This is a genomic window from Cognatishimia sp. (assembly GCF_049116455.1).
GTDB lineage: Bacteria > Pseudomonadota > Alphaproteobacteria > Rhodobacterales > Rhodobacteraceae > Cognatishimia.
Map to the genome: position 1 here is coordinate 146,318 of NZ_JAGDYW010000003.1, position 22,766 is coordinate 169,083.

Here is a 22,766-nt window from a genome sequence, read left to right on the forward strand (position 1 = left end):
CATGAGCCTCTCGATCCCCTTTGCCAACACCTATGGCACGCTGCCCGCACAGCTTTTCACTCGGATGAAACCCACAGCCGTGGCTGATCCCTCATTGATTGCGTTCAATCATGATCTGGCCGCGGAATTGGGCATAGAAAACACCCAAGACATCGCAGAACTATCACGTGTATTTGGGGGTAATGAAGTGCCGCAGGGCGCAGATCCCCTCGCCCAACTTTATGCGGCCCATCAATTTGGCCAGTGGAACCCACAGCTTGGTGATGGCCGCGCATTGATGCTTGGGGATGTGGAAACCACCGCGGGCCGTTTTGACATCCAGCTCAAAGGCTCTGGCCCTACGCCCTATTCTCGCAATGGCGATGGGCGGGCGTGGCTTGGTCCAGTGCTTCGAGAATACGTTATGTCAGAAGCTATGCATGCGCTTGGCATTCCAACAACGCGCGCCTTAGCAGCAGTTGCAACCGGCGAACAGGTCTTCCGCGAAACCGCCCTGCCCGGCGCTGTCATCACGCGCGTGGCCGCAAGCCATATCCGAGTGGGCACCTTTCAAATCCTCGTCGCGCGCCGTGATCTGGATGGCCTTCAGGCACTCAATGAGCATGCAGTAGAACGGCATTACCCTGACTGCAACAACCCTCTGGAGTTTCTGCAGGCCGTCATCCATGCCCAAGCCAAACTGGTGGCAAAATGGATGTCGATTGGCTTCATTCATGGTGTCATGAATACCGACAATTGCACCGTTTCTGGTGAAACCATCGACTATGGCCCCTGCGCTTTCATGGATGAGTTTCACCCGATGCAGGTCTTTTCCTCCATCGACCGTCATGGGCGTTATGCCTATGGCAATCAGCCTGACATCATCGTGTGGAACATGGCGCAGCTTGCGACCTCTCTGGTACCGTTGATGCCTGATGCGGATCAAGCTGTGAAAGACTTCACTGCCGCCGTGCACGCCATGCCCAAACTGCTACATGAAAACTGGCGCAATGCCTTTGGCGCAAAACTAGGAATGACGTCACCCTCCCAAGAGGACGACCGCCTCATCCAAGAACTACTCCAGTTGATGGCTGACGAAAAAGCGGATTTCACCAATACGTTCCGTGCCCTAACTGATGGAACGGCTAACCCGAAACTCGACAAGTCCGATGCTTTCCAAAGTTGGACGCAACGTTGGCGGACGCGTATTGAGCGTGAGGAGGATCCTATCGCTAAGATGCGCGCTGCCAATCCCTATATCATCCCGCGCAATCATCAGATTGAGGCCATGATCCAAGCGGCCGTCCAAGGTGACTATGATCCGTTCCATCGCTTGAATGCACTGCTTGCGACGCCGTTCGCCGCCTCATCAGAAGCGCTCTATCTCACGCATCCGCCGCAAGACGCCGAACGTGTGGAAGCCACTTTCTGTGGCACGTAATTCGAATTTTAAAGTAAACAACACCCCATAAGGCTTTGATAAAATGACCTTTCTCCAAATCACCTCCATTCTTATTGTCCTCGCTGGGGCCTTTGGTGCGATCAACCATCTTTATCTGAAACTGCCATCAGCCATCGGCATTCTTGTGGTCGCGTTGTTGGCAAGCTTTGGTGTTTTGGGGATCGATCTGATGTGGCCCGCATTGGAAATCGCACCCACTGCGCGCGGTATTGTAAATGGTCTGCAATTCTCCGATGCCCTGTTGGAAGGCATGTTGGGGCTGTTGCTATTTGCCGGTGCTTTGCACGTTAAACTCTCGGATCTTAAGGCGCAGTGGCGCCTGGTTTTCCTGATGGCCACGCTGGGCGTTGGCCTATCGACTGCAATTGTAGGTGTTGGCTTTAGCTGGATCACGGGTATGCCGATCATGATCGCACTGGTGTTTGGCTCTTTGATTACTCCAACCGATCCTGTGGCCGTGCTTGGCGTTCTGCGCGAAGCCAACCTAAAGAAATCCATGGAAACCAAAATCGCCGGAGAGTCCCTGTTTAATGACGGTGTCGGCTACGTCGTCTTCCTTGTACTTGTTGGATTGGCCTTTCCGGGTGATGACCACCATGGCGCGGGTGCTATGGATGCTGTCTTGCTCTTTGTGCAAGAGGCCTTTGGCGGTGCGATCTTAGGCATTGTCCTTGGCTGGTTGACCTTCCGCGTGATGCGCCAGATTGACGATTACAGCCTTGAGGTTCTTCTAACGCTTGGCTTGGCCTTTGGCGGCTATTCATTGGCGGTCTATCTTCATTTCTCAGCGCCGATCATGGCGGTCTGCGCGGGTCTTCTAATTGGTGACATCGGCGCGAAACACGGCATGACAGAAGAGACCCGTAAATATGTCGATGCCTTCTGGAAGCTGATCGATGAAATCCTGAACGCTGTCCTTTTCTTAATGATCGGCTTTGAAGTCTTCGCCATCGCTTTTGAAGCGGACTTCTTGATCGCAGGCGTTGCCTCTATCGCATTGGCGCTTTTAGCGCGCCTCACCGCTGTTGCCGTGCCGGTTATGCTTTTGAAACCTTTCCGCGAGTTTTCCAAAGGCGTGATCCCGATCATGACTTGGGGCGGTCTTAAAGGCGGTATCTCGGTCGCCTTGGCTCTGTCCTTACCCGACAGCGAATGGAAGCCATTGATACTGACTGCGACCTATGTCGTTGTGATTTTCTCAATCATCGTTCAAGGCTTGACCGTCGCGCCGCTGGCCAACAAGGTGGGTCGCGAACCTGATCTGGTCTAGGAGACCGATATGACCGCCTTTTTTGTGTATGACGTCTTTTCGGAAAAACCCTTTGGCGGCAACCAATTGGCGGTCATTCCGGATGCCCAAAATTTGCCTGAGGCCGATTTGCAAAAGATCGCGCGGGAATTCAATTTTTCGGAAACGACATTTGTCTATCCGCCTGAAGACCCGGCCCATCACGCCAAGGTCCGTATTTTCACGCCGATGATGGAAGTGCCTTTTGCTGGCCATCCGGTGATTGGAACCGCAGTAGCGATGGCCGATCTTGGCGCGCCAGAGTCATTTACGCTTGAGCTTGGCGTTGGCCCGTTACCTTGTCAGGTTAAAGATGGTCAGGCGCAGTTCGCAACCGAAGTTCCATTGGAGATCATGGCTAAGCCTGACATCGACATGGTTGCCAATACGATTGGCTTACAGCGGTCTGACATCGCCACTCAAACGCACGTCCCCACAATGGCGACTTTGGGATTGCCATTCACTTTGACCGAACTGACAAGGCGCAAGGCCCTATCTGAGATCGTGATTGATGTTGCGTCCATGCGCCAAGGCGCAAGCGACTACCCTACTTCGTTGGATTTTGCCCAATTTGCATATTGGCGGGATGGCGACACCGCTCATGCGCGCATGTTTGCGCCGCTTGATAATATCCCTGAAGATCCCGCAACCGGTTCAGCCAGCGCCACATTGGGCGCACTCCTAACACAGATCACCGGTGAAAATCAGTCGTTCACCATACATCAAGGTGAGGATATGGGCAGGTTAAGCCTGATCGGTGTCAGCACAGATCAGGCCAAAGTCACAATTTCGGGCACCGCAAAGCGCACGATGGAAGGCCACTTGGTCTACTAAATGTCTGCAATCAGCAGAGGCTTAGTTGCCTCCGCCTCCAGAACCACCACTGCGACGTCCACGTGATGGACCGCCACGACGGGATCCGCCGCCGCCCGGTTTGCCACCACCTGGCTTGCCTCCGCGGGATTTAAACCCACCAGGCTTGCCTCCTGGGCGACCGCAACCTGGCTTACCGCCACCGGAGTTGCCTTCGCCAGAACGTCCACCTGCGGATTGGCCTTCAGAGGATTTGCCCCCCGGACGGCCACCGCCGCCAAAGCGTCGTCCGCCACCACCACCGCCACCGCGACGACGGCCACCGCCGCCACTGGGTTTACGTTTTTCGATTTCAGCACCTTCCCATGGGCGACCAGAGGCCACTGGAATGGTGAATTTCATCGTTTTCTGGATGGCCTTCAATTCATCCACTTCGTCTGGTGCACAGAAGGCAACGGCTGCGCCGTCCATGCCCGCACGTGCAGTCCGGCCGATACGGTGGACATAGTTGTCTGGCACGTTTGGTAGATCAAAGTTGTAAACATGGCGGACGATCGGAATATCAAGTCCACGTGCAGCCACATCGGTTGCGACCAGAACGCGTGTTTCTTCGGCACGGAAGGCCGCAATAGCGCGTTCCCGTTGCCCTTGGCTTTTGTTGCCATGTACCGCATCAGCGGCATAACCCGCCTTTTGCAGCGACTTCATCAAACGATCCGCACCATGTTTGGTGCGTACAAAAACGATCGCCGCTTCGTCACGGTGTGCATCCAAAAGCTCGATCAACAGGTTTGGTTTTTCTGCTTTCGCGATGAAATGGATCGACTGCGTGATCTTGTCAGCAGCCTTGCCCGGAGGGTTCACCTGAATGCGAACTGGGTTGGTCAGATAGGTTTGCGCAATCTCAGCCATTTGTTTTGGCATCGTTGCAGAGAACAGCATGGTTTGGCGTTCTTCTGGCAAAACAGATGAAATCTGGCGCAGCGCATGAATAAAGCCCAGATCCAGCATTTGGTCAGCTTCGTCCAGAACCAGAAAGTCGGTTGCTTCCAGGTCAAGCGCGTTGCGCTCCATCAGGTCAAGCAAACGGCCCGGCGTCGCCACGATGATATCCGTGCCGCGTGACACACGTTTGATCTGTGGGTTGATCGCAACGCCACCCACCACAAGACCCACTTTAAAATGCGTGCCTTCCACGAGGGCTTTCAAAGACGCAACGATCTGGTTCGCCAGCTCGCGTGTCGGTGCAAGGATCAGCGCACGAGCCGTTTTATCCGCAGGTTTCGTACCGTAGCTTTGCAGCCGGGAAATCAGCGGTAGACCAAATGCGAGCGTCTTGCCGGTACCAGTCTGGGCCAAGCCCATGACGTCTTCACCATTCAAAGCATGCGGAATCGCGCGGTTCTGAATGGGTGTTGCTTCTTTGAGCCCCATATCATTCAGCCGTTTGACCAGAGATTTTGGTAACCCGAGTTCACTAAATTCCGCCATGTCCTGTCCTTTTGGGGCTTAATGGCCGCAGCTCAGGCCAGGTTATCAACAATCAACGGCGTGTGCGCCCTTTTCCCTGACAGGTCAAGCGTGAATTGCTCGCATTTAAACGGGGATAACTTTCTCAAGGTGCTAGAAATTCACGCAAACCACCGCTACTAAAGATGGCCAGAGAGCATACCGAGAGAGCAGAACGCCCCATGTCCGACACCATCATCGCCCGCTGTGAAGCCAAAGGTCTGCGCATGACCGGTCAACGTCGGATCATTGCGGCTGTGCTTGAAGACAGCAAAGACCACCCGGATGTAGAAGAACTTTATGCCCGTGCCAGTGCAAAGGATTCTGCGATCTCTTTGGCAACGGTTTACCGGACAGTGAAACTGTTCGAAGAAGCCGGTATTCTGGACAAGTTGGAATTTGGCGACGGGCGTGCGCGGTATGAAGACGCAGAACGTGATCATCATGATCACCTGATCGATATCAACTCTGGCGAAGTGATCGAATTCATGGACCCTGATATTGAAAAGCTGCAGGAAAAAATCGCCGAAAAGCTGGGCTATCGATTGATGGGTCATAAGCTGGAACTTTATGGCGTGCCCCTTAAACGCGACAGCGACTGATGGAAAACCTGCGCGCCATGGGCCTTATGGTCCTGGCAATGATGTGCTTTGCGACTGCTGACGGCATGATAAAACTGCTCGCGCAGTCGATCACCAAAGGTCAGATCATGTTCTTCATGGGCCTAGCGGGTGCCATCATCTTTGGAATGATGTGCTTGCGGGTCAAATCTCCGATTTTCACCAGGCTCTTTTTTCATCCTGTATTACTTGCGCGCAACATCGCAGAAGTGATTGCCGCGCTCAGCATTTTCACAGCGCTTTCGCTTTTACCTCTGTCCACGGTTGCCGCCATCATTCAGGCCGTGCCTCTGGTCATCACAACTTCAGCCGCATTTCTGTTGAAAGAAAAAGTTGGGCCGAGACGGTGGACCGCCGTGATCATCGGTTTCATTGGTGTTCTGATAATTGTGCGCCCTGATACCGATGGATTAAACATTGGTCTGATCCTGGCTCTTGTTGGCACGCTTGCTCTGTCAGTCCGAGATTTCGCTTCACGGCTCGCACCAAAACAAGCCAGCACCCCCCTACTGTCTTTCTATGCATTCTGTGCGCTTATTCCCGCTGGTTTGGGGCTATCATTCCTGGCAGAAGGATTTGCCCCCATCGATATGCCAACGGTGTGGACCGTTCTGCTGATGAATGTCTTTGCCTTAGGGGGGTATTTTTGCGTGACCAATGCGATGCGCCTCGGCGAAGTGTCAGCAGTTTCACCACTGCGATACTCCCGCCTGCCTTTTGCGGCCATCGTCGGCTACATTCTTTTCACTGAAATACCAGATGCGCCGACCTTGCTCGGGTCCGCGTTGATCATTGGGTCAGGATTGTTTGTGATGATCCGCGAAGCGCAGATTAAGCGCACTTCACCGGAAGTCTGACCCAGAAGGTCGCGCCGCCGTCGTCATTATTATAGTAGCCGATTTGACCACCCATTCCTTCTGTCATCTGCTTACAGATCGACAGACCAAGGCCGGTGGATTTGAATTTACGCTTCTCGCCAGTTTTGGCCTGCGTAAAGCGTTGGAACATACGCCCCTGCAATTCTTCAGGCACACCTTCGCCGTGATCGCGCACAGCAAACTGCAGCATGTCCCCGTCTTTACTGAGTTCGAGTTCAATCTCTGTCTCTGCAGGAGAGAACTTCGCCGCATTTGAAAGCAAGTTCGCAAGGATCTGCTGCAGACGGTTCACATCTGCCTCCAGATGTAACGGGGTATCACCAGCAGGTTCTGTCAGCTTAATCTTCTGACCGTCCTGCAAATAGCCTTCCATGGATTGTGTCGCATCAGAAACCACTTCTCGTGCATCCAACTTAACCATTTCATAGGTCAAGGTCCCGCTTTCCAGTGATTTGAAATCTAGAAGTTCGTTCACAAGGTGCAGCAAGCGATTGGAATTGCGCTGCGCAAGTTGCAATAGATTGCTTATTGGCGCTGACAGATCACCAAGCGAGCCGCTATTGGCCATCTTCAAGGCTCCAAGAACCGAAGTCAGCGGTGTGCGCAGCTCATGGCTGATCATGGCCACAAATTCATCTTTAGCGCGTTCGCGCTCCATCTCGTCAGAGACATTGATGTGCACACCAGTGATACGAACAGGCAAGCCGTTGCTATCACGTTCAGCAACGCCTGCATTGGATTGCACCCAGATGTAATGCCCATCTTCATGGCGGAAACGAAAAGTCGATTTGCTGCGCGCAGTCGCGCCGGTCATCATCGCCTCATCCGCAGCTTGAACCTTGCTCAGGTCGTCTACATGAACTCGATCCAGCCATTCTTGCTGTGCCGAAATTTCAGCATCATCGGCAAGGCCGATCATGCGCTTCCAACCGCAAGACACCGAAGATTGTCCGGAAACGAGATTCAGGTCAAAGGCACCAATATCTGCTGCACCGATGATATCAGCCAGATCCAGCTCGGGAAGTGGGGGTGTGGCCAGCTGCTGCGCCTGAGTCACGCTGTCCTCCATTGTTGCTCTTATCGCCATTATGCTCGTTACATTTATTAGTACAAAACTGCGAAACAACGCCAGTAAAAGGCGCGTATTGTTGCTGCTAACTGTGAATTTTGTCAAAATTCAGAGCCAATTGGGGTCTTTTCGCAACCAGAAAACACCTAAGGTTGCATCTAGTCTCAGGGTGAGGTTTCAGGAAAATTAAATTGTTTGCCCTAACTGTGACGAATAGTTCGTGTTAGCGCTAGCATATCGTGTTTACTTTTTACATTGACTTGGTATTAAGCGCGTAAATCGAACGCAGTCTTAAGGACAGTCTTATGAGCACCATCATCGATATTCACGCACGCGAAATTCTGGACAGCCGGGGCAACCCGACCGTTGAAGTCGACGTGATTCTAGAAGACGGCACAATGGGCCGCGCCGCAGTTCCATCCGGTGCATCCACAGGCGCCTATGAAGCCGTCGAAAAACGCGACGGTGATAAAGCTCGCTACCTTGGCAAAGGCGTTCTGGAAGCAGTTGCAGCCGTGAACGGTGAGATTGCTGAAAACTTGGTTGGCTTTGACGCAACAGAACAAGAAGCCATCGACGCCGCGATGATCGAACTTGACGGCACCGACAACAAAGGCCGTCTGGGCGCCAACGCAATCTTGGGTGTGTCTTTGGCTGTTGCGAAAGCAGCTGCCGATTTCACGGCACAGCCTCTGTACCGCTATATCGGCGGCACACAGGCACGCGTCCTGCCAGTTCCAATGATGAACATCATCAACGGCGGCGAGCACGCAGACAACCCAATCGACATCCAAGAATTCATGATCATGCCGGTGTCAGCGTCTAACGTAAAAGAAGCGATCCGCATGGGGGCGGAAGTCTTCCACACGCTGAAAAAAGAATTGTCTGCCGCAGGCCACAACACTGGCATCGGTGACGAAGGTGGTTTCGCACCAAACCTCGAAAGCACTCGCGTTGCGCTGGACTTCGTAATGGCTGCCGTCGAGAAGGCTGGCTACAAGCCGGGCGAAGACATCTACCTTGCGCTCGATTGTGCTTCCACCGAGTATTACAAAGACGGCAAATACGAGATGAAGGGCGAAGGCATTTCCCTGACATCTGAAGAAAACGTCGCATACTTGGCGAAACTGGTTGAAGACTACCCAATCATCTCCATCGAAGATGGCTGTGACGAGGACGACTGGGATGGCTGGAAACTGCTGACAGATACTATCGGTGACAAAGTTCAGTTGGTTGGCGACGACCTCTTCGTGACCAACCCAGCCCGTCTGGCATCTGGCATCGAAAAAGGTTCTGCGAACTCCATGCTGGTGAAAGTGAACCAGATCGGTTCCCTGTCTGAGACACTGAAAGCTGTCGACATGGCGCACCGCGCGGGCTTCACCAATGTGATGTCTCACCGTTCTGGTGAAACTGAAGACAGCACCATCGCGGACCTCGCAGTTGCAACCAACTGTGGTCAGATCAAAACCGGTTCCCTGTCGCGCTCTGACCGTCTTGCGAAATACAACCAGTTGATCCGCATCGAGGAAATGCTGGGCGAAACTGCGGAATACGCAGGTACATCCATCCTGAAAAAGTAATTTCAGGTCAAAGTATTGGAAAGGCCCCGCTTCCTGCGGGGCTTTTTTCGTTTTAGGAAGGTTACATGGACAGACCTTCGGACAAAAACGCCTATCATGCCGACCACACTGCTCTTCTGTTGCGCTGCTATGAAGAACGCATTGGCGAGCCTCTTATCGCTTCAGATGACCCCAAAGGGGTCTACGAAGCGCCATTTGCGATCCTTTCACATGATACCTCTACAGACCCAATCTTAACCTATGGCAATCTGGCCAGTCAGCGGTTGTGGAATATCTCTTGGGAAGAACTCACTCAGATGCCGTCGCGCCTCACCGCCGAACCTGGCCATCGTGATCAACGTGCCGCTATGTTCGAAGAAATGCGTGAAACCGGCGCGATCAGGAATTACGAAGGCGTGCGGATCGCAAAATCTGGCCAAAGATTTCGAATTCGCAACGCCACGATTTGGACTTTAACCGATCAGACCGGCAAAAAGGTCGGTGAAGCTGCCACTTTCAAAGAGTACACATTGCTATGACCGCTGATCAACTGATCGAAAAACTCGCACTGAAACCGCATCCTGAAGGCGGCCATTTCCGGGAAACTTGGGTTGCAGATAACGACGGCCGTCCAGTTGGCACCGCCATATATTTTCTTCTCAAATCTGGTGAGCAAAGCCATTGGCACAAAGTGGACGCCGTGGAGATATGGCACTACTACGCCGGAGCCCCTCTTGTTTTATCGATGTCTGAAACAGAATCTGGCCCCGCAAGGGATCACATTCTAGGGCCAGACCTTTTTGATAAGCAATCCCCTCAGATCATTGTACCAACAGATCATTGGCAAGCTGCCCGCACTACCGGAGAATTCACTCTTGTGGGCTGTACAGTATCACCGGGTTTCCAGTTTGAAGGTTTCACCCTCGCCCCAGATGGCTTTGACATCCCAAAGGCCTAGCTTTCAATTCTCACAAAAATACTCCGAGGGAATTCGCTGTCGGCAATAGGGGCAAAGCTCTGAATTTTAGGCGGCCGGGTAACTTAATACTCCGCCGCCAACCAAAGCCTTCACGCCAGTGGTGCTAGGCCCTGAGGTCGGCAATCCACGCGCCACACGCGCGGCCAGGAACGCAAAGGCCTGGGCTTCAAGCATATCACCATCAAGCCCAACCGCCTCTACCGGCTCTACATCGCAATCCAGCGACACACGCAGCATTTCCATCAGAACCGGGTTTTTACGTCCGCCACCGGTCACCAAAAGGGTTTCCGGTAGCGATGGGCAATGCTCCATCCCCTGTGCGACTGCGGCAGCTGCCATGCCCGTCAATGTCGCCGCAGCATCTGCATCTGAAAGCTCACGCACCAGAGTGATCATCTCGGCAAAATCGTTTCTATCAAGTGACTTAGGAGGCATTCTTGAGAAAAATGTCTCTGCCAAGAACAGTTCCAATGCACCGGTCTCGACGACGCCCTTCATGGCCAAGGACCCGTTCTCATCATACCCTTTGCCAAACCGTTCGCGCATCAGATCATCAATTGGCGCATTTGCGGGACCAGTATCGAAGGCCAGCAACGCCCCTTCCTGTTCCGGTCCAGATTTACGCGGATCAACCCATGTCAGATTCCCCACACCACCTAGATTGAGAAACGCAACCGGTGCATCAGCCTTCATCCATTTGGCACAAGCAAAGTGAAAGAATGGCGCCAGCGGAGCCCCCTCACCGCCCATTTGCACATCGGCACCGCGGAAATCCCAAGCAACGGGTGTTTTTAGATCCTGCGCAAGACCCGCACCGTCGCCAACTTGCAACGTCCGTCCGCCACGTGGATCATGTGATAGGGTTTGACCGTGAAAGCCAATCAGCTCAAGATTCTCAAGGCCTTTTAAGACTTGCTGATGAGCCACCTGAACCGTCACGGCAGCGCGGTCCACATCTGGTCCACTCCACTGCCCCATAGCGCGAGAAATTACACGCTGTTCGGCTTCGCTATAGGGTCGATACGCAGTCTCACCGAACTCAAAGATCTGTTCTCCATCGGTTTCCAAAACCGCCACATCGACACCATCCATTGACGTGCCAGACATGGTTCCTGCGATCCGAATTGGGCCCTTGCTCAATTTGGCCTTCAACATGGCCTTTTCCTTTGTGCTTTGCCTGCTTATACAGCTTTCAACATCATATGAGACGGATACTATGACCTACCACCCCAAATCTGAGTTTATGCAGGTGATGATCGAACGCGGCTTCCTAGCGGACTGCACCGATTATCAGGCACTTGATGACGCTTTGATCGCAGGCGTGGTTCCGGGCTATATCGGTTTTGATGCCACAGCAAAGTCTTTGCACGTGGGCTCGCTCATTCAAATCATGATGCTGCGCTGGATGCAGAAAACCGGTCACAAACCGATCACCCTGATGGGCGGCGGCACGACAAAGGTGGGCGATCCATCCTTCCGTGCAGACGAACGCCCGCTACTGACCGAAGATCAGATCAACGACAATATCAGCGGCATCAAACAGGTTTTCGCGAAATATATCGACTATGGTGACGGCGACACCGACGCGCTGATGCTGAACAACGCAGAATGGCTTGACGGTTTGAACTACCTTGAGTTCCTGCGCGACATTGGCCGTCATTTCTCTGTGAACCGCATGCTGTCTTTTGAAAGCGTGAAATCTCGCTTGGATCGCGAACAATCGTTGAGCTTCCTTGAGTTCAACTACATGATCCTGCAGGCCTACGATTTCCTCGAACTAAACCGTCGCTATGGCTGTCTGGTGCAGTTCGGCGGTTCTGACCAATGGGGCAATATCGTCAACGGGATCGATTTGACGCGTCGCGTGATCGACAATCAAATCTTTGGCCTGACGTCACCTCTGCTGACCACATCTGATGGTAAGAAAATGGGCAAATCAGCGGATGGCGCTGTTTGGCTGAATGCTGACATGCGCAGCCCTTACGAGTTCTGGCAATTCTGGCGCAACACGACTGATGCCGATGTTGGCCGCTTCCTGAAGCTTTACACAGAGCTTCCGGTAGAAGAATGCGAACGCCTGGGTGCATTGGCGGGTCAAGAGATCAATGATGCAAAGATCATTCTAGCCAACGAAGTGACAACCCTGTGTCACGGTGCTGATGCAGCCGCAACGGCTGAAGCAACCGCGCGCGAAGTCTTTGAAAAAGGCGGCGTAGGTGCAGATTTGCCTACGTTGACACTAACGAAAGAAGACATTGGTGATGGGATTTCGGTTGTTCAGTTGATTGTGCGCTCTGGTCTCGCCAAGTCAGGCAAAGATGCCAAGCGTTTGATTGCTGAAAACGGTGCAAAACTGGATGATGCGCCTTTAACCGAAGTGAAAATCTTTGATGCGGCGGCCCTCGCCTCTCCGATCAAATTGAGCGCGGGCAAGAAACGCCACGCCCTGGTTCAATTGGCGGATTAAGCGCTTATCAAATTGTTAAGACTTTAAAGGAGCGTCCTGAACGGGCGCTCTTTTTCATTTGGGACGCGCCGTCATAGTGGACAGAGGTGGATTGTATTCACTATTTGAACACACGTTCATTAACTCCAATACAGAATGGAGACCTGCCCATGAAAATCTCTGAAACCGCTGCCGTCATCACCGGAGCCGCATCTGGACTTGGCGAAGCCACCGCACGCCATTTTGCGAGCCAAGGGGCAAAGGTGACAATCCTGGATCGCGACATTGAAAAAGGTCAGGCCGTCGCCGCAGAAATCGGCGGGACTTTTGTGGAAACTGATGTAACGAGCGAAGACTCAGTGAAAGCGGCAATCGAAACTGCGAAATCATCCATGGGTAAGATCACCGCGGCCGTGAATTGCGCAGGCATTGCACCGGCATCCAAAACCGTAGGCCGTGATGGCGCGCACCCGCTGGGGCTTTTTCAAAAAACGATTGATATCAATCTGGTAGGCTCTTTCAATGTCGCTCGTCTGGCAGCGGAAGCGATGTCGGGCAATGAAGCGGATGAAGATGGCGCGCGTGGCGTGATCATCAATACAGCCTCAATCGCAGCCATGGATGGTCAAAAAGGGCAAGCAGCATATGCGGCCTCAAAAGGCGGTATTGTCGGGTTGTCTTTACCAATGGCACGCGACTTAGGGCGTACTGGCATTCGCGTTATGGCGATTGCACCAGGGATTTTCAAAACACCGATGTTGATCGCTATGGGTGATGAAATCATGGATGCTCTGGCGAAAGACGTCACCTGCCCACCACGCCTTGGTAATCCAAACGAATACGCTCGTTTGGCACAGTTCATTGTGGAATGCGGCTATCTGAACGGCGAAGTGATCCGCTTGGACGGTGCGTTGCGTATGCAATAACCTATGCTTTTGAATAAGGGATCAGGCGGTTTCCGCCTTTTCCTCCAGCATCAGCCATTCCTCTTCGGCGTCACCAAGTGCGTTGTTGCGCTCAACCAGAGCCTCTGTCGCCTTTTGGAACTTAAGAGGTTCTTTGGTGAAGAGATCTGGGTCAGACATGAAGTCTTCCAATTTCGCGATCTCAGCCTGTAGGCGCTCCATCAGTGCGGGCAGAGCTTCCAAACGCTTTTGTTCTGCGAATGTCAGACCAGCTTGCGCTGTCTTCGCGGTCTTAGTCTCGGCCTGTGATTTGTTTTTCTTAGACTTGGATTTTTGGGCGGCGGCCTCTGCCTCATCTGGCTGACGTTGCGCGCGATAATCGCTCCAACCACCAGCATAGACGATCGCTTCTCCGTCACCTTCCATTGCGATTGTGGTGGTCGCAACGCGGTCTAGAAAATCCCTGTCGTGGCTTACCAGCAAAACCGTGCCGTCATAATCGTCCAGTAGTTCCTGCAGTAGGTCCAGCGTTTCGACGTCCAGATCGTTGGTCGGTTCGTCCAAGACCAACAGGTTGCTTTCACGAGCCATCAGTTTGGCCAGCAACAAACGCGCCTTTTCACCGCCAGATAGGCTGCGCACAGGTGCGCGCACTTGGCGTTCGTCAAACAGGAATTCTTTAAGGTAACCGACAACATGTTTCGGATTGCCGCGCACCATGACCTGATCGGCTTTGCCAGACACGCGCATTTCCGGATCGCCTGTCAGGCTGTCCCAAAGTGACATTTCAGGATCAAGTTGTGAACGCGTTTGATCAAAGATCGCAGGGATTAGATTTGTACCTAGGGTGACCGTACCAGAATCAGGAGACTCCTGCCCCATCAGCATTTTGATCAACGTGGTTTTACCAACGCCGTTCGGGCCAACAAAGGCAATCCGGTCGCCGCGCTGCACCAGAATATCAAGTTGGCGGACAATGATTTTATCACCGTAGGCTTTGGCTAGATCTTTGACCTCGACGACCTTTCTGCCAGACTTTGGTCCGGCCTGAAAATCCATTGCAGCAGCGCCTTGGCGTCTGATCTGCGAGGACCGCTCTTTGCGCAATTCCCCAAGCGCGCGCACGCGGCCTTGGTTCCGTTTCCGGCGTGCTGAAATACCCTCTACAGCCCAACGGGCTTCGGATTTAATTTTACGGTCGAGCTTGTGCCGTGCCGTGTCTTCTTCTTCCCAGATTTTATCACGCCAGACTTCAAAGGCTTCAAACCCTTTCTCCTGACGACGCACCATTCCTCTGTCAATCCAAAGGGTTGCACGCGTTAGTTCGCGCAAAAATGCGCGGTCGTGGCTGATCAAAACATAGCCAGCGCGGGTCTGTTTTAGCTCGTTCTCAAGCCATGCGATGGCTTCGATATCTAGGTGGTTGGTCGGCTCATCCAACAACATTAGTTCTGGCGCTTCGGCCATGAGTTTCGCCAAAGCCGCACGGCGACGTTCACCACCTGAAGCAGTTTCAACTGTACGCGCAGGATCAAATTTCAGGCCCTCACCAGCACGCTCAACTTTATATAACTCACCGGCATCAAGCCCTGAAGAGGCGAAGTCACCTAATGTTGCAAAGCCCTCCATTGTGGGGTCCTGCTCCATGTAGCCAACGGAAATGCCGGGTGGGACAACAATATCGCCTTTATCCGCTTCAACCAGCCCCGCCATGACCTTCATCAGCGTGGATTTGCCAGAGCCGTTGCGCCCCACCAAAGCCACGCGGTCGCCGGGTTGGACCACAAGATCAAGGTTATCAAAGACAGGGTCGCCGCCAAAGGTCAGCGAGATGTCGTTCATCTGCAATAAAGGTACACGTGCCATGGGCTTGGGCTACTTGTATGCGCCGATAGCGTCAAGCCGTGATTGGCTTAAGATGACATGGCGCGCAGCAACCGCTTGCGCGCAGGTGGGATTGCCTTGATTTCGAGGCCGGTAAAGACATGCAGTGTGTTCATATCGTGATCCACAACCGCATGGTCAGAGACCCAGCCCCCCATCATCAAATAGGTGCGAAGCAAGGGCGGCATTTTGGTCTGCGCTTTTTTCATGTCGGGCTTACGGCGCAGACGTGCCGCGTATTGGAATACCTTCGGCGCTTTGATGCGGGGCACCCAGCGTTTCGGGGCAAGGTGTTTGTCACGCAAAACCGCAAAACTGTCTAGATATGGATCGGTGCTGGTGCCTTTGAAAGACGAGCAGCCAAACAGCATTTCCACATTATTATCATCGACATAGCCTGTCATGGCAGCCCATGCGACACGTAGAATATCAGGATCGTTCCAATCAGGATGGATGCAAAACCGCCCCATCTCCACCATGGAGCCTTCAAAGGCCTCCAAAGCACTTAGCTCATAGAACTGTGCGGAATAGCTGCGTGAGATTTCATTGCCTGTCGCAAGTGGCAACATGCGAAAACAGCAAACCAGGGCCCCGGATTTGCGCTCTTCAACCAGAATGTGATTACAGATGACGTCATATTCATCCGTGTCCAAACCGTCAGCACCATGAAAGGCCAAATACCGGAGCGCCTGAGCGGCGCGGATGTCTGCGTCTGATTGTGCCACGCGGGCGACGTATCGCCCTTTTTTCAAGCCGACCATATCTCACCTCGCCCTGCTGTTGCTGCACTCGATATAGTGCAGCATGCATGACATTTCAGTGACAGATCTATTGAAGCAGCCCACTTGGATTGAAATTCCCCAGGTTTCCAAGCAGTTGGCGGATGAATGAAATATCGTTCAGCCCGTTGTCCGTTACGCGACGCGACAGGCTGACGACTTGCCCGTCTTCTAGACCAAAGCGTTCCACATTGGCGACAGTTCCGTTCCCATTAAAGGATACGGCAAGCAGCTCACGAGACATTTCCTGTGGGCGAAACGGTCCAACTGTTTTGAATTGGCTGCGCACATAATAAAGGCCACCTTCGTTTAATACTCCGCCTGCAGTCGGAGACCCGAGGGTTTCAATCACACTGTCACGGGTGTCGACGCCCACGATAACCACCTCCACATCTTCCTGTGGCGGCATGTAACCATGGTTGCGATATTGCGCGGAACAGGCCGCGGCCAACAGGCATAACGCCAAAGCACTTGTTTTCAGCGGTTTCAGTCTTAGTTCCATCCCTGCCCTCTTGCCTTCGCATCTTTTGGCTTTTAACGGCTTACAGAAGGAATGGCGCTTATTCAAGAAAGGGTTCGCTCTTCGCAATAAGAATGAAGCGCTCGAATGGAAGGAAAACAACAATGGCAGACAAGAACACAAGCAAACGCATATTCCGTGTTGCTGACCTTTCGCAGAATCAACTTACCGACATTTTGCTGATCCCAGAAGCGGATGAACTGAAGGCATTGGCTGATGAACTAAAGGTTTCTGCCCTAAAGAAGCTGCGCTTTGAGGGTCGCCTGTCCGCGCTTGGGAAACGCGACTGGATCCTGCATGCTGATCTTGGCTTTACTGTCACACAGCCCTGCGTGGTCACACTAGAGCCTGTCACAACCCGAGTTGATACATCTGTTGAGCGGCAATTTGTTGCCGGTTACGAAAGCCCAGACGACGAAGAATTCGAGCTTACGGATGATGAAAACACCGAAGCGCTCGGGGCCGAGATCAATTTCGAAGAGGTTATGAAGGAGTCTTTGGCATTGGCCCTTCCACTTTACCCGCGAAAAGAGGATGCCTCGCTGTCGGAAATCAACTTCACCGAACCGGGGAAAAAGGCTATGACAGATCAAGATGCGCGTCCTTTTGCCGGGCTTGAAAGCCTGCGCAACAAGCTTGCGGGAAAAGGTGAAAAATAGGGCTTGCGAAATAGGATTTTCTGACTATTTTCGCGCGCTCATCGGAATTTAGCGTTGGACTTGGCCGCGTAGACCGCGTAAAGCCTCGGAACGCTCTGTAAATCGGGCATTTGGCCCCATAAATATTGAAGGTTGCGACATGGCTGTCCAGCAGAACAAAGTATCCAAATCGCGCCGCAACAACCGTCGCGCGCATGACGCACTGGTTGCAGGCAACCCTAATGAATGCCCAAACTGCGGCGAACTGAAACGTCCACACCACGTGTGCGCGTCCTGCGGCCACTACGATGACCGTGAAGTCATTGCGATGGCTGACGAAGTCGATCTGGACGAAGACGCAGCATAAGACGGATCGGATTGCGCCCGAATGTCCGTTGTAAGCAATAATGACAACGTGAGTGCCGGGCGCACCATTATTTCCGTTGACGCCATGGGTGGCGATCGTGGGCCGGCAGCTGTTGTTGCCGGCATTTCGCGTTCGGCCAAAGTCAACCCGGACATCGGGTTCATTCTGCATGGCCCCCGTGAAGAACTAGAACGCCTTGTCGCCCGCAAGAAATACCTTGTGGGCCGTTGTGAGATTCGCAACGCTGAAGGTGTCGTCAGCATGGATGACAAACCCAGTCAGGTGATGCGCACCGGCAAGTCGACCTCTATGTGGTCAGCGATAGAATCTGTGCGCAATAAAGAAGCCGATGTTTGCGTCTCTTGCGGCAATACCGGCGCATTGATGATGTTGTCGGTTGTTCGCCTGCGCAAATTGCCTGGCGTAAACCGGCCCGCCATTGCGATCCTATGGCCAAGCCGCAATCCGCAAGGCTTTAACATTATGCTCGACGTTGGGGCTGATATTCGCGCTGACGAACATGATCTGCTGCAATACGCTTTGATGGGTGCATCCTATGCCCGCAACGGCATGGGCATTGAACGCCCACGTATTGGCCTGCTGAATGTCGGGACCGAAGAACACAAAGGCCGCGCTGAGCTAAAAGCCGCGCATGAAATGATGGCTAAAAACGCCGACAACTCGAACTTCGAATTTGTTGGCTTTGTTGAAGGTGGCGATATTCCTGGTGAAGTTGCCGATGTCATTGTCACGGACGGTTTCACCGGCAACGTTGCTTTGAAGACAGGCGAAGGCACAGCGAGCCTGATTGGCCAGCTTCTGCGCGAAGCCTTTAAATTCACACCGCTTTCGCGTCTGGCCGCCCTACTGGCTTACACATCGTTGCGGCGTCTCAGCAAACGTATAGATCCACGTCGCGTCAATGGCGGCATTTTTCTGGGCCTCAATGGCACAGTGGTGAAATCCCATGGCAGCTCTGATGCAACAGGTGTTTCAGCCGCTGTGAAACTGGCGTTTAAACTGGCACAATCGGGCTTCTCAGAAAAACTAGCAGCTCGGGTTGCATCCGCTGTGCAAGTGCAGCAGGATACCGAGACTTCCGGGGACAATAACGGACCAAACACATGACTATTCGCGCGGTCGTCAAAGGCGTCGGGCATTATCTGCCAGAACGCATCGTTCCCAATTCCGAATTCGAAAAAACGCTAGATACATCAGACGAGTGGATTCGTTCCCGCTCTGGTATTGAACGACGTCATTTTGCGGCAGAGGGTCAGTTTACCTCTGATCTCGCCGTTGAGGCCGCCAAAAACGCCCTCGCCTCTGCTGGACTAGACGCAAACGACATCGACGCGGTGATCATTGCAACATCAACTCCTGATCTGACATTCCCATCCGTGGCCACCATGGTGCAAAACAAGCTGGGTATGACTCGTGGCTTTGGGTTTGATGTGCAGGCCGTTTGCGCAGGCTTCGTATATGCGCTGTCCAATGCCAATTCTCAAATCATGAGCGGCATGGCAAAACGAGTTCTGGTCATCGGCGCTGAAACCTTCAGCCGCATCATGGACTGGGAAGATCGCGCAACCTGTGTGCTTTTCGGCGACGGCGCTGGTGCGCTGATCCTTGAAGCGGAAGAAGCAAGTGGTACGAACGCAGATCGCGGCGTGCTTTCTGCGGATCTGAACAGCGACGGCAGCTACAAGGATATGCTTTATGTCGACGGCGGCGTATCCACAACAGGTACAAGCGGCAAGCTGCGCATGCAGGGCAATGCCCTCTTCCGTCAGGCTGTCGAAAAGCTGACATCGACGGCTGATGCTGCTTTGGATAAGGCTGGTCTTGGCCATGAAGACGTCGATTGGATTGTGCCGCATCAGGCCAATATTCGCATCATCCAAGGCACCGCCAAAAAGCTGGGCGTGTCCATGGATCGTGTGGTTGTGACTCTTCAAGATCACGGCAATACCTCTGCGGCGTCGATCCCATTGGCACTGTCCACGGGTGTCGAACGTGGTCAAATCAAACAGGGTGATCTGCTTGTCACCGAGGCCATTGGCGGCGGTTTGGCTTGGGGATCGGTGGTTTTGCGCTGGTAAGTGCAGATAAATAGGACCCAAAGCGGGTTAAACCATTGATTTTATACCATTGATATTGACAGACAATTTTCCAACCCCCTATGTTTGTCAAAACATGTTCACAGGGGGACGCTATGACCGGAAAGACTTTGACAAGAATGGACCTAAGCGAAGCGGTATTTCGCGAGGTAGGTCTGTCTCGCAATGACTCTGCACAACTGGTCGAAAGCGTTCTAGAGCATATGTCGGATTCCCTTGTGCAAGGTGAACAGGTTAAGATTTCGTCCTTCGGTACTTTCAGCGTGCGCGATAAGGCGGCTCGAGTTGGCCGTAACCCAAAGACTGGTCAAGAAGTGCCAATCAATCCGCGCCGCGTGCTGACCTTCCGCCCATCGCATCTGATGAAAGACCGCGTAGCGGCTGGCAACAAAAAGTAAGGCCACCCCATGCCCAAATCCAAAGATGCGTTTCGCACGATCAGTGAAGTGGCTGATTGGCTCGAGGTTCAGCCTCATGTGTTGCGGTTTTGGGAAAGCAAATTCTCGCAAGTGCGCCCGGTAAAACGGGCGGGCGGACGGCGCTACTATCGCCCGGCTGATATGCAGCTGATCGGTGGGATCAAGCGTTTGTTGCATGATGACGGCATGACCATCAAAGGTGTGCAAAAGATTCTGCGTGAAAAGGGTGTGAAAGAAATCAGCGCCTTATCCGCCCCAATTGATGATGAAGATAGCAAGGCAGTGGAGCATATCGCGGATCCAGCGCCGGTCACCGAGGCTGATCTAATCGGAGACTTACCGACCTCTGAGGCCCCTGAGACGGCTGAAGTTGAAGTCCAAGCTGATGTAGTGCCTGAACCTGCTGTTGACACACCATTGGCTGAGACTGTGGAAACAGCGCCAATTGATGCTGCGCCGACAGCTGCTTCCCCTTCGGAAACAGATGCACCAGTTAAACCGAAGAATACCAAGCCTAAAAACCCACTCGCGGGTGATTCAGCAGCTTGGGAAGTACGCCGTAAGATCATCGCACGTTTGACTGAAATTACAGCGTTACAACCGTCCAAGAAGGCTGAAATTTCGACGGCTGTTGCGGCTCTTGCAGAGCTTCAGGCAGCCCGCCAAAAGGCTGCAAATCCTTGAGCCAGAAATTGGATTTAAGGACTTGCCCTTACACTCTAAACCTTTATGAAGATTTTCATCGTCGGGCTATAGCGCAGCCTGGTAGCGCGTCCGTCTGGGGGACGGAAGGTCGCAGGTTCAAGTCCTGCTAGCCCGACCAAAAAACAGCCCGCGCGCGCATCTGCGCGGCGGGCGTTTTTGTATCCGCGGGTCAAAGCCGCACAAAGGAGCCAAAGATGAAGACTGGCGTTCTTGCCGACCATCAGATCGAAGCGATGATTTCTGCCGGGCAGATTCGGGCAGCCTCCCCAATCCTGAATGGTCAAATTCAACCTGCTTCCCTAGATCTACGCTTGGGTTCAACGGCTTACCGGGTCCGCGCTTCGTTTCTTCCTGGTCTGAACCGCAGCGTTTCAGACATGCTCGACACGCTCAAAATGCACGAGATGTCGCTGACAGATGGCGCCGTTCTTGAAAAAGGCTGTGTCTATGTCGTGCCCCTGATGGAGGCGCTTTCACTGCCAGAGGGCATGTCAGCTGCTGCCAGTGCCAAGAGCTCCACGGGTCGGCTTGATCTGATGACCCGCGTGATCACCGATCAGGGCATCGAATTTGACCGCGTGCCAGAAGGCTATGATGGCCCCCTCTTCGCGGAACTCTGTCCGCAAAGCTTTTCTGTCGTAGTCCAGTCCGGGCAACTTCTGAACCAAATCATTTTCCGCCAAGGTCGTACCTTCCTCAGCGACGACGAACTTCGAGCCGTACATGCCGAAACGCCCATCGTCTCAGGCGATCCGGTGATTTCCGAAGGCTTGGGTTTCAGCGTTGATCTGCGCCCAGAAACCGGTGACCTTGTCGGCTATCGTGCCAAACGTCATACCGGCGTCATCAATCTGAACAATATCGGACATTACAATCCAGCTGACTACTGGGAAGAGGTTCGCACGACAGAGGGTAGGATTATTCTAGACCCCGGTGCCTTCTATATTCTGATGAGTCGTGAAGCGATCTGCATCCCGCCAGAATGCGCCGCCGAAATGGCCCCTTATCTTGCGATGGTGGGTGAATTCCGTGTGCACTATGCGGGCTTTTTCGATCCAGGATTTGGCTGGGACCAAGCCGGTGGCGCAGGATCACGCGGTGTTCTGGAAGTACGCTGCCATGAGGCACCCTTCGTTCTGGAGCACGGCCAAGTCGTTGGGCGCTTGGTATACGAACGGATGTCGTCGCTGCCTGAGCAACTATATGGGTCTGGCATTGCGTCGAACTATCAAGGGCAAGGTCTGAAGCTTTCCAAACACTTCAAGATGCCCTGATCACCTTAGATGATCCCCTTGCGATAGTTCTGCTGTGATTTCCGCCTGTGGTCCACGCTCTAGATGTGTGGACAGTACAACATATGTACGCGTGCTGCGCACGCCTGTAGAATTATAAAGCTGCCACAGAAAACCCTCCATGGCTTCAGCGCTTTCGACACGCACTTTCAGGATCATACCTGAATCACCGGTCACCGTGTGAATCTCTTCGACTTCCGGATATTCAGCGAGTTTCACCAAATCCTTGGTCTTGCCCCAGCCTGACGCCTCTACGTGAATAAAGGCCAGAAAGTTTTTACCCACACTGGGACCATCGAGTTCAGCCACGGTCCATTTGATCGCGCCTGACGCGCGCAACCGTTTGACGCGTTCATGCACCGCTGGGGCTGATAAACCGACTTCTTTGGCCAAATCTGCATAGCTGCGCGTCGCATCTGCTGCCAATGCACCTAATATTTTTCGGTCAAGCTTGTCCAAGACCCTGGGTTTGATCGGGTTTGGCTGAATATCATCTGTTTCTTTCACAAAGAAATCCTTTCTCATTGCCGAATAT

24 protein-coding genes and 1 tRNA gene are annotated in these 22,766 nt (G+C 53.2%); 18 read left to right on the forward strand and 7 right to left on the reverse strand.

The window, feature by feature from the left end; genetic code table 11:
* Position 1 precedes the first annotated feature (1 nt).
* From JXQ85_RS05535 to JXQ85_RS05545, 3 genes are read left to right on the forward strand one after another with little or no spacing between them, the layout of a single operon-like run.
* Positions 2 to 1,420 carry a protein adenylyltransferase SelO gene (locus JXQ85_RS05535; RefSeq protein WP_421747885.1) on the forward strand — a complete coding sequence of 473 codons (1,419 nt, stop codon included), beginning with the start codon at positions 2 to 4 and terminating at the stop codon, positions 1,418 to 1,420.
* Positions 1,421 to 1,463: 43 nt separating this feature from the next.
* Positions 1,464 to 2,711: a cation:proton antiporter gene (locus JXQ85_RS05540; RefSeq protein WP_421747886.1), complete on the forward strand. Its 1,248-nt coding sequence runs from the start codon at positions 1,464 to 1,466 to the stop codon at positions 2,709 to 2,711.
* Between the two features lie 9 nt (positions 2,712 to 2,720).
* A complete protein-coding gene (locus JXQ85_RS05545; protein ID WP_421747887.1) occupies positions 2,721 to 3,563 on the forward strand; it encodes a PhzF family phenazine biosynthesis protein in 843 nt (280 codons plus the stop codon).
* A 21-nt stretch (positions 3,564 to 3,584) separates the two neighbouring features.
* On the opposite strand, the gene JXQ85_RS05550 is transcribed toward JXQ85_RS05545, so the two are convergent.
* Positions 3,585 to 5,033: a DEAD/DEAH box helicase gene (locus JXQ85_RS05550; protein WP_421747888.1), complete on the reverse strand. Its 1,449-nt coding sequence runs from the start codon at positions 5,031 to 5,033 to the stop codon at positions 3,585 to 3,587.
* A gap of 200 nt (positions 5,034 to 5,233) precedes the next feature.
* Here JXQ85_RS05550 and JXQ85_RS05555 point away from each other — a divergent pair, with 200 nt between their 5' ends.
* Positions 5,234 to 5,653 (forward strand): Fur family transcriptional regulator, encoded by a 420-nt coding sequence (locus tag JXQ85_RS05555; RefSeq protein ID WP_421747889.1) that lies wholly within the window; start codon positions 5,234 to 5,236, stop codon positions 5,651 to 5,653.
* On the forward strand, positions 5,653 to 6,528 hold the full coding sequence (locus JXQ85_RS05560; RefSeq protein ID WP_421747890.1) for a DMT family transporter: 876 nt from the start codon (positions 5,653 to 5,655) through the stop codon (positions 6,526 to 6,528). The genes JXQ85_RS05555 and JXQ85_RS05560 overlap by 1 nt, the downstream gene beginning before the upstream one ends.
* Here the strand turns inward: JXQ85_RS05560 and JXQ85_RS05565 are convergent.
* Positions 6,503 to 7,618 (reverse strand): PAS domain-containing sensor histidine kinase, encoded by a 1,116-nt coding sequence (locus tag JXQ85_RS05565; RefSeq protein WP_421747891.1) that lies wholly within the window; start codon positions 7,616 to 7,618, stop codon positions 6,503 to 6,505. The two genes, JXQ85_RS05560 and JXQ85_RS05565, sit on opposite strands and share 26 nt — an antisense overlap.
* A 305-nt stretch (positions 7,619 to 7,923) precedes the next feature.
* Here JXQ85_RS05565 and eno point away from each other — a divergent pair, with 305 nt between their 5' ends.
* From eno to JXQ85_RS05580, 3 genes are all read left to right on the forward strand, one after another.
* Entirely contained in the window at positions 7,924 to 9,201 is a 1,278-nt protein-coding gene (gene eno / locus JXQ85_RS05570) for a phosphopyruvate hydratase (protein WP_421747892.1), read from the forward strand.
* Between the two features lie 65 nt (positions 9,202 to 9,266).
* Positions 9,267 to 9,719, forward strand: coding sequence for an MEKHLA domain-containing protein (locus JXQ85_RS05575; protein WP_421747893.1), 453 nt, complete (start codon positions 9,267 to 9,269; stop codon positions 9,717 to 9,719).
* Positions 9,716 to 10,138: a cupin domain-containing protein gene (locus JXQ85_RS05580; protein ID WP_421747894.1), complete on the forward strand. Its 423-nt coding sequence runs from the start codon at positions 9,716 to 9,718 to the stop codon at positions 10,136 to 10,138. The genes JXQ85_RS05575 and JXQ85_RS05580 overlap by 4 nt, the downstream gene beginning before the upstream one ends.
* A gap of 66 nt (positions 10,139 to 10,204) precedes the next feature.
* Here JXQ85_RS05580 and JXQ85_RS05585 read toward each other — a convergent pair whose 3' ends face one another.
* On the reverse strand, positions 10,205 to 11,314 hold the full coding sequence (locus tag JXQ85_RS05585; protein WP_421747895.1) for an anhydro-N-acetylmuramic acid kinase: 1,110 nt from the start codon (positions 11,312 to 11,314) through the stop codon (positions 10,205 to 10,207).
* 61 nt (positions 11,315 to 11,375) lie between these two features.
* On the opposite strand from JXQ85_RS05585, the gene tyrS reads away from it, so the two are divergent.
* Together tyrS and JXQ85_RS05595 are read left to right on the forward strand one after the other, a co-directional pair.
* Entirely contained in the window at positions 11,376 to 12,626 is a 1,251-nt protein-coding gene (tyrS, locus tag JXQ85_RS05590; protein WP_421747896.1) for a tyrosine--tRNA ligase, read from the forward strand.
* Between the two features lie 149 nt (positions 12,627 to 12,775).
* The gene (locus tag JXQ85_RS05595) at positions 12,776 to 13,531 is read left to right on the forward strand and encodes an SDR family NAD(P)-dependent oxidoreductase (protein WP_421747897.1); all 756 of its coding nucleotides are present in this window, start codon (positions 12,776 to 12,778) and stop codon (positions 13,529 to 13,531) included.
* Between the two features lie 21 nt (positions 13,532 to 13,552).
* Here the strand turns inward: JXQ85_RS05595 and JXQ85_RS05600 are convergent, their stop codons facing one another.
* The 3 genes from JXQ85_RS05600 to JXQ85_RS05610 all read right to left on the reverse strand — a co-directional run bounded on the left by JXQ85_RS05600 (position 13,553) and on the right by JXQ85_RS05610 (position 16,675).
* A complete protein-coding gene (locus JXQ85_RS05600) occupies positions 13,553 to 15,376 on the reverse strand; it encodes an ABC-F family ATP-binding cassette domain-containing protein (protein ID WP_421747898.1) in 1,824 nt (607 codons plus the stop codon).
* 47 nt (positions 15,377 to 15,423) lie between these two features.
* On the reverse strand, positions 15,424 to 16,155 hold the full coding sequence (locus JXQ85_RS05605) for a GNAT family N-acetyltransferase (protein WP_421747899.1): 732 nt from the start codon (positions 16,153 to 16,155) through the stop codon (positions 15,424 to 15,426).
* Between the two features lie 67 nt (positions 16,156 to 16,222).
* On the reverse strand, positions 16,223 to 16,675 hold the full coding sequence (locus tag JXQ85_RS05610) for an outer membrane protein assembly factor BamE (protein WP_421747900.1): 453 nt from the start codon (positions 16,673 to 16,675) through the stop codon (positions 16,223 to 16,225).
* 122 nt (positions 16,676 to 16,797) lie between these two features.
* Between JXQ85_RS05610 and JXQ85_RS05615 the strand changes: the two genes are divergently transcribed.
* The 8 genes from JXQ85_RS05615 (at position 16,798) to JXQ85_RS05650 (ending at position 22,213) form a co-directional block, all read left to right on the forward strand.
* On the forward strand, positions 16,798 to 17,352 hold the full coding sequence (locus JXQ85_RS05615) for a YceD family protein (RefSeq protein ID WP_421747901.1): 555 nt from the start codon (positions 16,798 to 16,800) through the stop codon (positions 17,350 to 17,352).
* 139 nt (positions 17,353 to 17,491) lie between these two features.
* Complete coding sequence (gene rpmF / locus JXQ85_RS05620) at positions 17,492 to 17,698, forward strand: 50S ribosomal protein L32 (RefSeq protein WP_421747902.1); 207 nt, start codon at positions 17,492 to 17,494, stop codon at positions 17,696 to 17,698.
* 21 nt (positions 17,699 to 17,719) lie between these two features.
* Positions 17,720 to 18,826 carry a phosphate acyltransferase PlsX gene (gene plsX, locus JXQ85_RS05625; protein ID WP_421747903.1) on the forward strand — a complete coding sequence of 369 codons (1,107 nt, stop codon included), beginning with the start codon at positions 17,720 to 17,722 and terminating at the stop codon, positions 18,824 to 18,826.
* Complete coding sequence (locus tag JXQ85_RS05630) at positions 18,823 to 19,797, forward strand: beta-ketoacyl-ACP synthase III (RefSeq protein WP_421747904.1); 975 nt, start codon at positions 18,823 to 18,825, stop codon at positions 19,795 to 19,797. Before plsX ends, JXQ85_RS05630 begins: the two co-directional genes overlap by 4 nt.
* Positions 19,798 to 19,910: 113 nt before the next feature.
* A complete protein-coding gene (gene ihfA / locus JXQ85_RS05635; RefSeq protein WP_421747905.1) occupies positions 19,911 to 20,213 on the forward strand; it encodes an integration host factor subunit alpha in 303 nt (100 codons plus the stop codon).
* Positions 20,214 to 20,222: 9 nt separating this feature from the next.
* Entirely contained in the window at positions 20,223 to 20,918 is a 696-nt protein-coding gene (locus tag JXQ85_RS05640; protein ID WP_421747906.1) for a MerR family transcriptional regulator, read from the forward strand.
* Positions 20,919 to 20,980: 62 nt separating this feature from the next.
* Positions 20,981 to 21,057, forward strand: a tRNA-Pro gene (locus JXQ85_RS05645).
* A gap of 76 nt (positions 21,058 to 21,133) precedes the next feature.
* A complete protein-coding gene (locus JXQ85_RS05650; RefSeq protein ID WP_421747907.1) occupies positions 21,134 to 22,213 on the forward strand; it encodes a 2'-deoxycytidine 5'-triphosphate deaminase in 1,080 nt (359 codons plus the stop codon).
* On the opposite strand, the gene JXQ85_RS05655 is transcribed toward JXQ85_RS05650, so the two are convergent.
* Positions 22,214 to 22,738 carry an Lrp/AsnC family transcriptional regulator gene (locus tag JXQ85_RS05655; RefSeq protein WP_421747908.1) on the reverse strand — a complete coding sequence of 175 codons (525 nt, stop codon included), beginning with the start codon at positions 22,736 to 22,738 and terminating at the stop codon, positions 22,214 to 22,216.
* Positions 22,739 to 22,766: the final 28 nt, after the last annotated feature.

Coding starts and splice junctions, on each gene's coding strand:
- rpmF (WP_421747902.1), top strand. CDS start 17,492: ATGGCTGTCCAGCAGAACAAAGTATCCAAATCGCGCCGCAACAACCGT.
- eno (WP_421747892.1), top strand. CDS start 7,924: ATGAGCACCATCATCGATATTCACGCACGCGAAATTCTGGACAGCCGG.
- JXQ85_RS05565 (WP_421747891.1), bottom strand. CDS start 7,618: ATGGAGGACAGCGTGACTCAGGCGCAGCAGCTGGCCACACCCCCACTT.
- JXQ85_RS05605 (WP_421747899.1), bottom strand. CDS start 16,155: ATGGTCGGCTTGAAAAAAGGGCGATACGTCGCCCGCGTGGCACAATCA.
- tyrS (WP_421747896.1), top strand. CDS start 11,376: ATGACCTACCACCCCAAATCTGAGTTTATGCAGGTGATGATCGAACGC.
- ihfA (WP_421747905.1), top strand. CDS start 19,911: ATGACCGGAAAGACTTTGACAAGAATGGACCTAAGCGAAGCGGTATTT.
- JXQ85_RS05560 (WP_421747890.1), top strand. CDS start 5,653: ATGGAAAACCTGCGCGCCATGGGCCTTATGGTCCTGGCAATGATGTGC.
- JXQ85_RS05550 (WP_421747888.1), bottom strand. CDS start 5,033: ATGGCGGAATTTAGTGAACTCGGGTTACCAAAATCTCTGGTCAAACGG.
- plsX (WP_421747903.1), top strand. CDS start 17,720: ATGTCCGTTGTAAGCAATAATGACAACGTGAGTGCCGGGCGCACCATT.
- JXQ85_RS05540 (WP_421747886.1), top strand. CDS start 1,464: ATGACCTTTCTCCAAATCACCTCCATTCTTATTGTCCTCGCTGGGGCC.
- JXQ85_RS05575 (WP_421747893.1), top strand. CDS start 9,267: ATGGACAGACCTTCGGACAAAAACGCCTATCATGCCGACCACACTGCT.
- JXQ85_RS05555 (WP_421747889.1), top strand. CDS start 5,234: ATGTCCGACACCATCATCGCCCGCTGTGAAGCCAAAGGTCTGCGCATG.
- JXQ85_RS05630 (WP_421747904.1), top strand. CDS start 18,823: ATGACTATTCGCGCGGTCGTCAAAGGCGTCGGGCATTATCTGCCAGAA.
- JXQ85_RS05615 (WP_421747901.1), top strand. CDS start 16,798: ATGGCAGACAAGAACACAAGCAAACGCATATTCCGTGTTGCTGACCTT.
- JXQ85_RS05595 (WP_421747897.1), top strand. CDS start 12,776: ATGAAAATCTCTGAAACCGCTGCCGTCATCACCGGAGCCGCATCTGGA.
- JXQ85_RS05600 (WP_421747898.1), bottom strand. CDS start 15,376: ATGGCACGTGTACCTTTATTGCAGATGAACGACATCTCGCTGACCTTT.
- JXQ85_RS05640 (WP_421747906.1), top strand. CDS start 20,223: ATGCCCAAATCCAAAGATGCGTTTCGCACGATCAGTGAAGTGGCTGAT.
- JXQ85_RS05650 (WP_421747907.1), top strand. CDS start 21,134: ATGAAGACTGGCGTTCTTGCCGACCATCAGATCGAAGCGATGATTTCT.
- JXQ85_RS05535 (WP_421747885.1), top strand. CDS start 2: ATGAGCCTCTCGATCCCCTTTGCCAACACCTATGGCACGCTGCCCGCA.
- JXQ85_RS05610 (WP_421747900.1), bottom strand. CDS start 16,675: ATGGAACTAAGACTGAAACCGCTGAAAACAAGTGCTTTGGCGTTATGC.
- JXQ85_RS05545 (WP_421747887.1), top strand. CDS start 2,721: ATGACCGCCTTTTTTGTGTATGACGTCTTTTCGGAAAAACCCTTTGGC.
- JXQ85_RS05585 (WP_421747895.1), bottom strand. CDS start 11,314: ATGTTGAAGGCCAAATTGAGCAAGGGCCCAATTCGGATCGCAGGAACC.
- JXQ85_RS05580 (WP_421747894.1), top strand. CDS start 9,716: ATGACCGCTGATCAACTGATCGAAAAACTCGCACTGAAACCGCATCCT.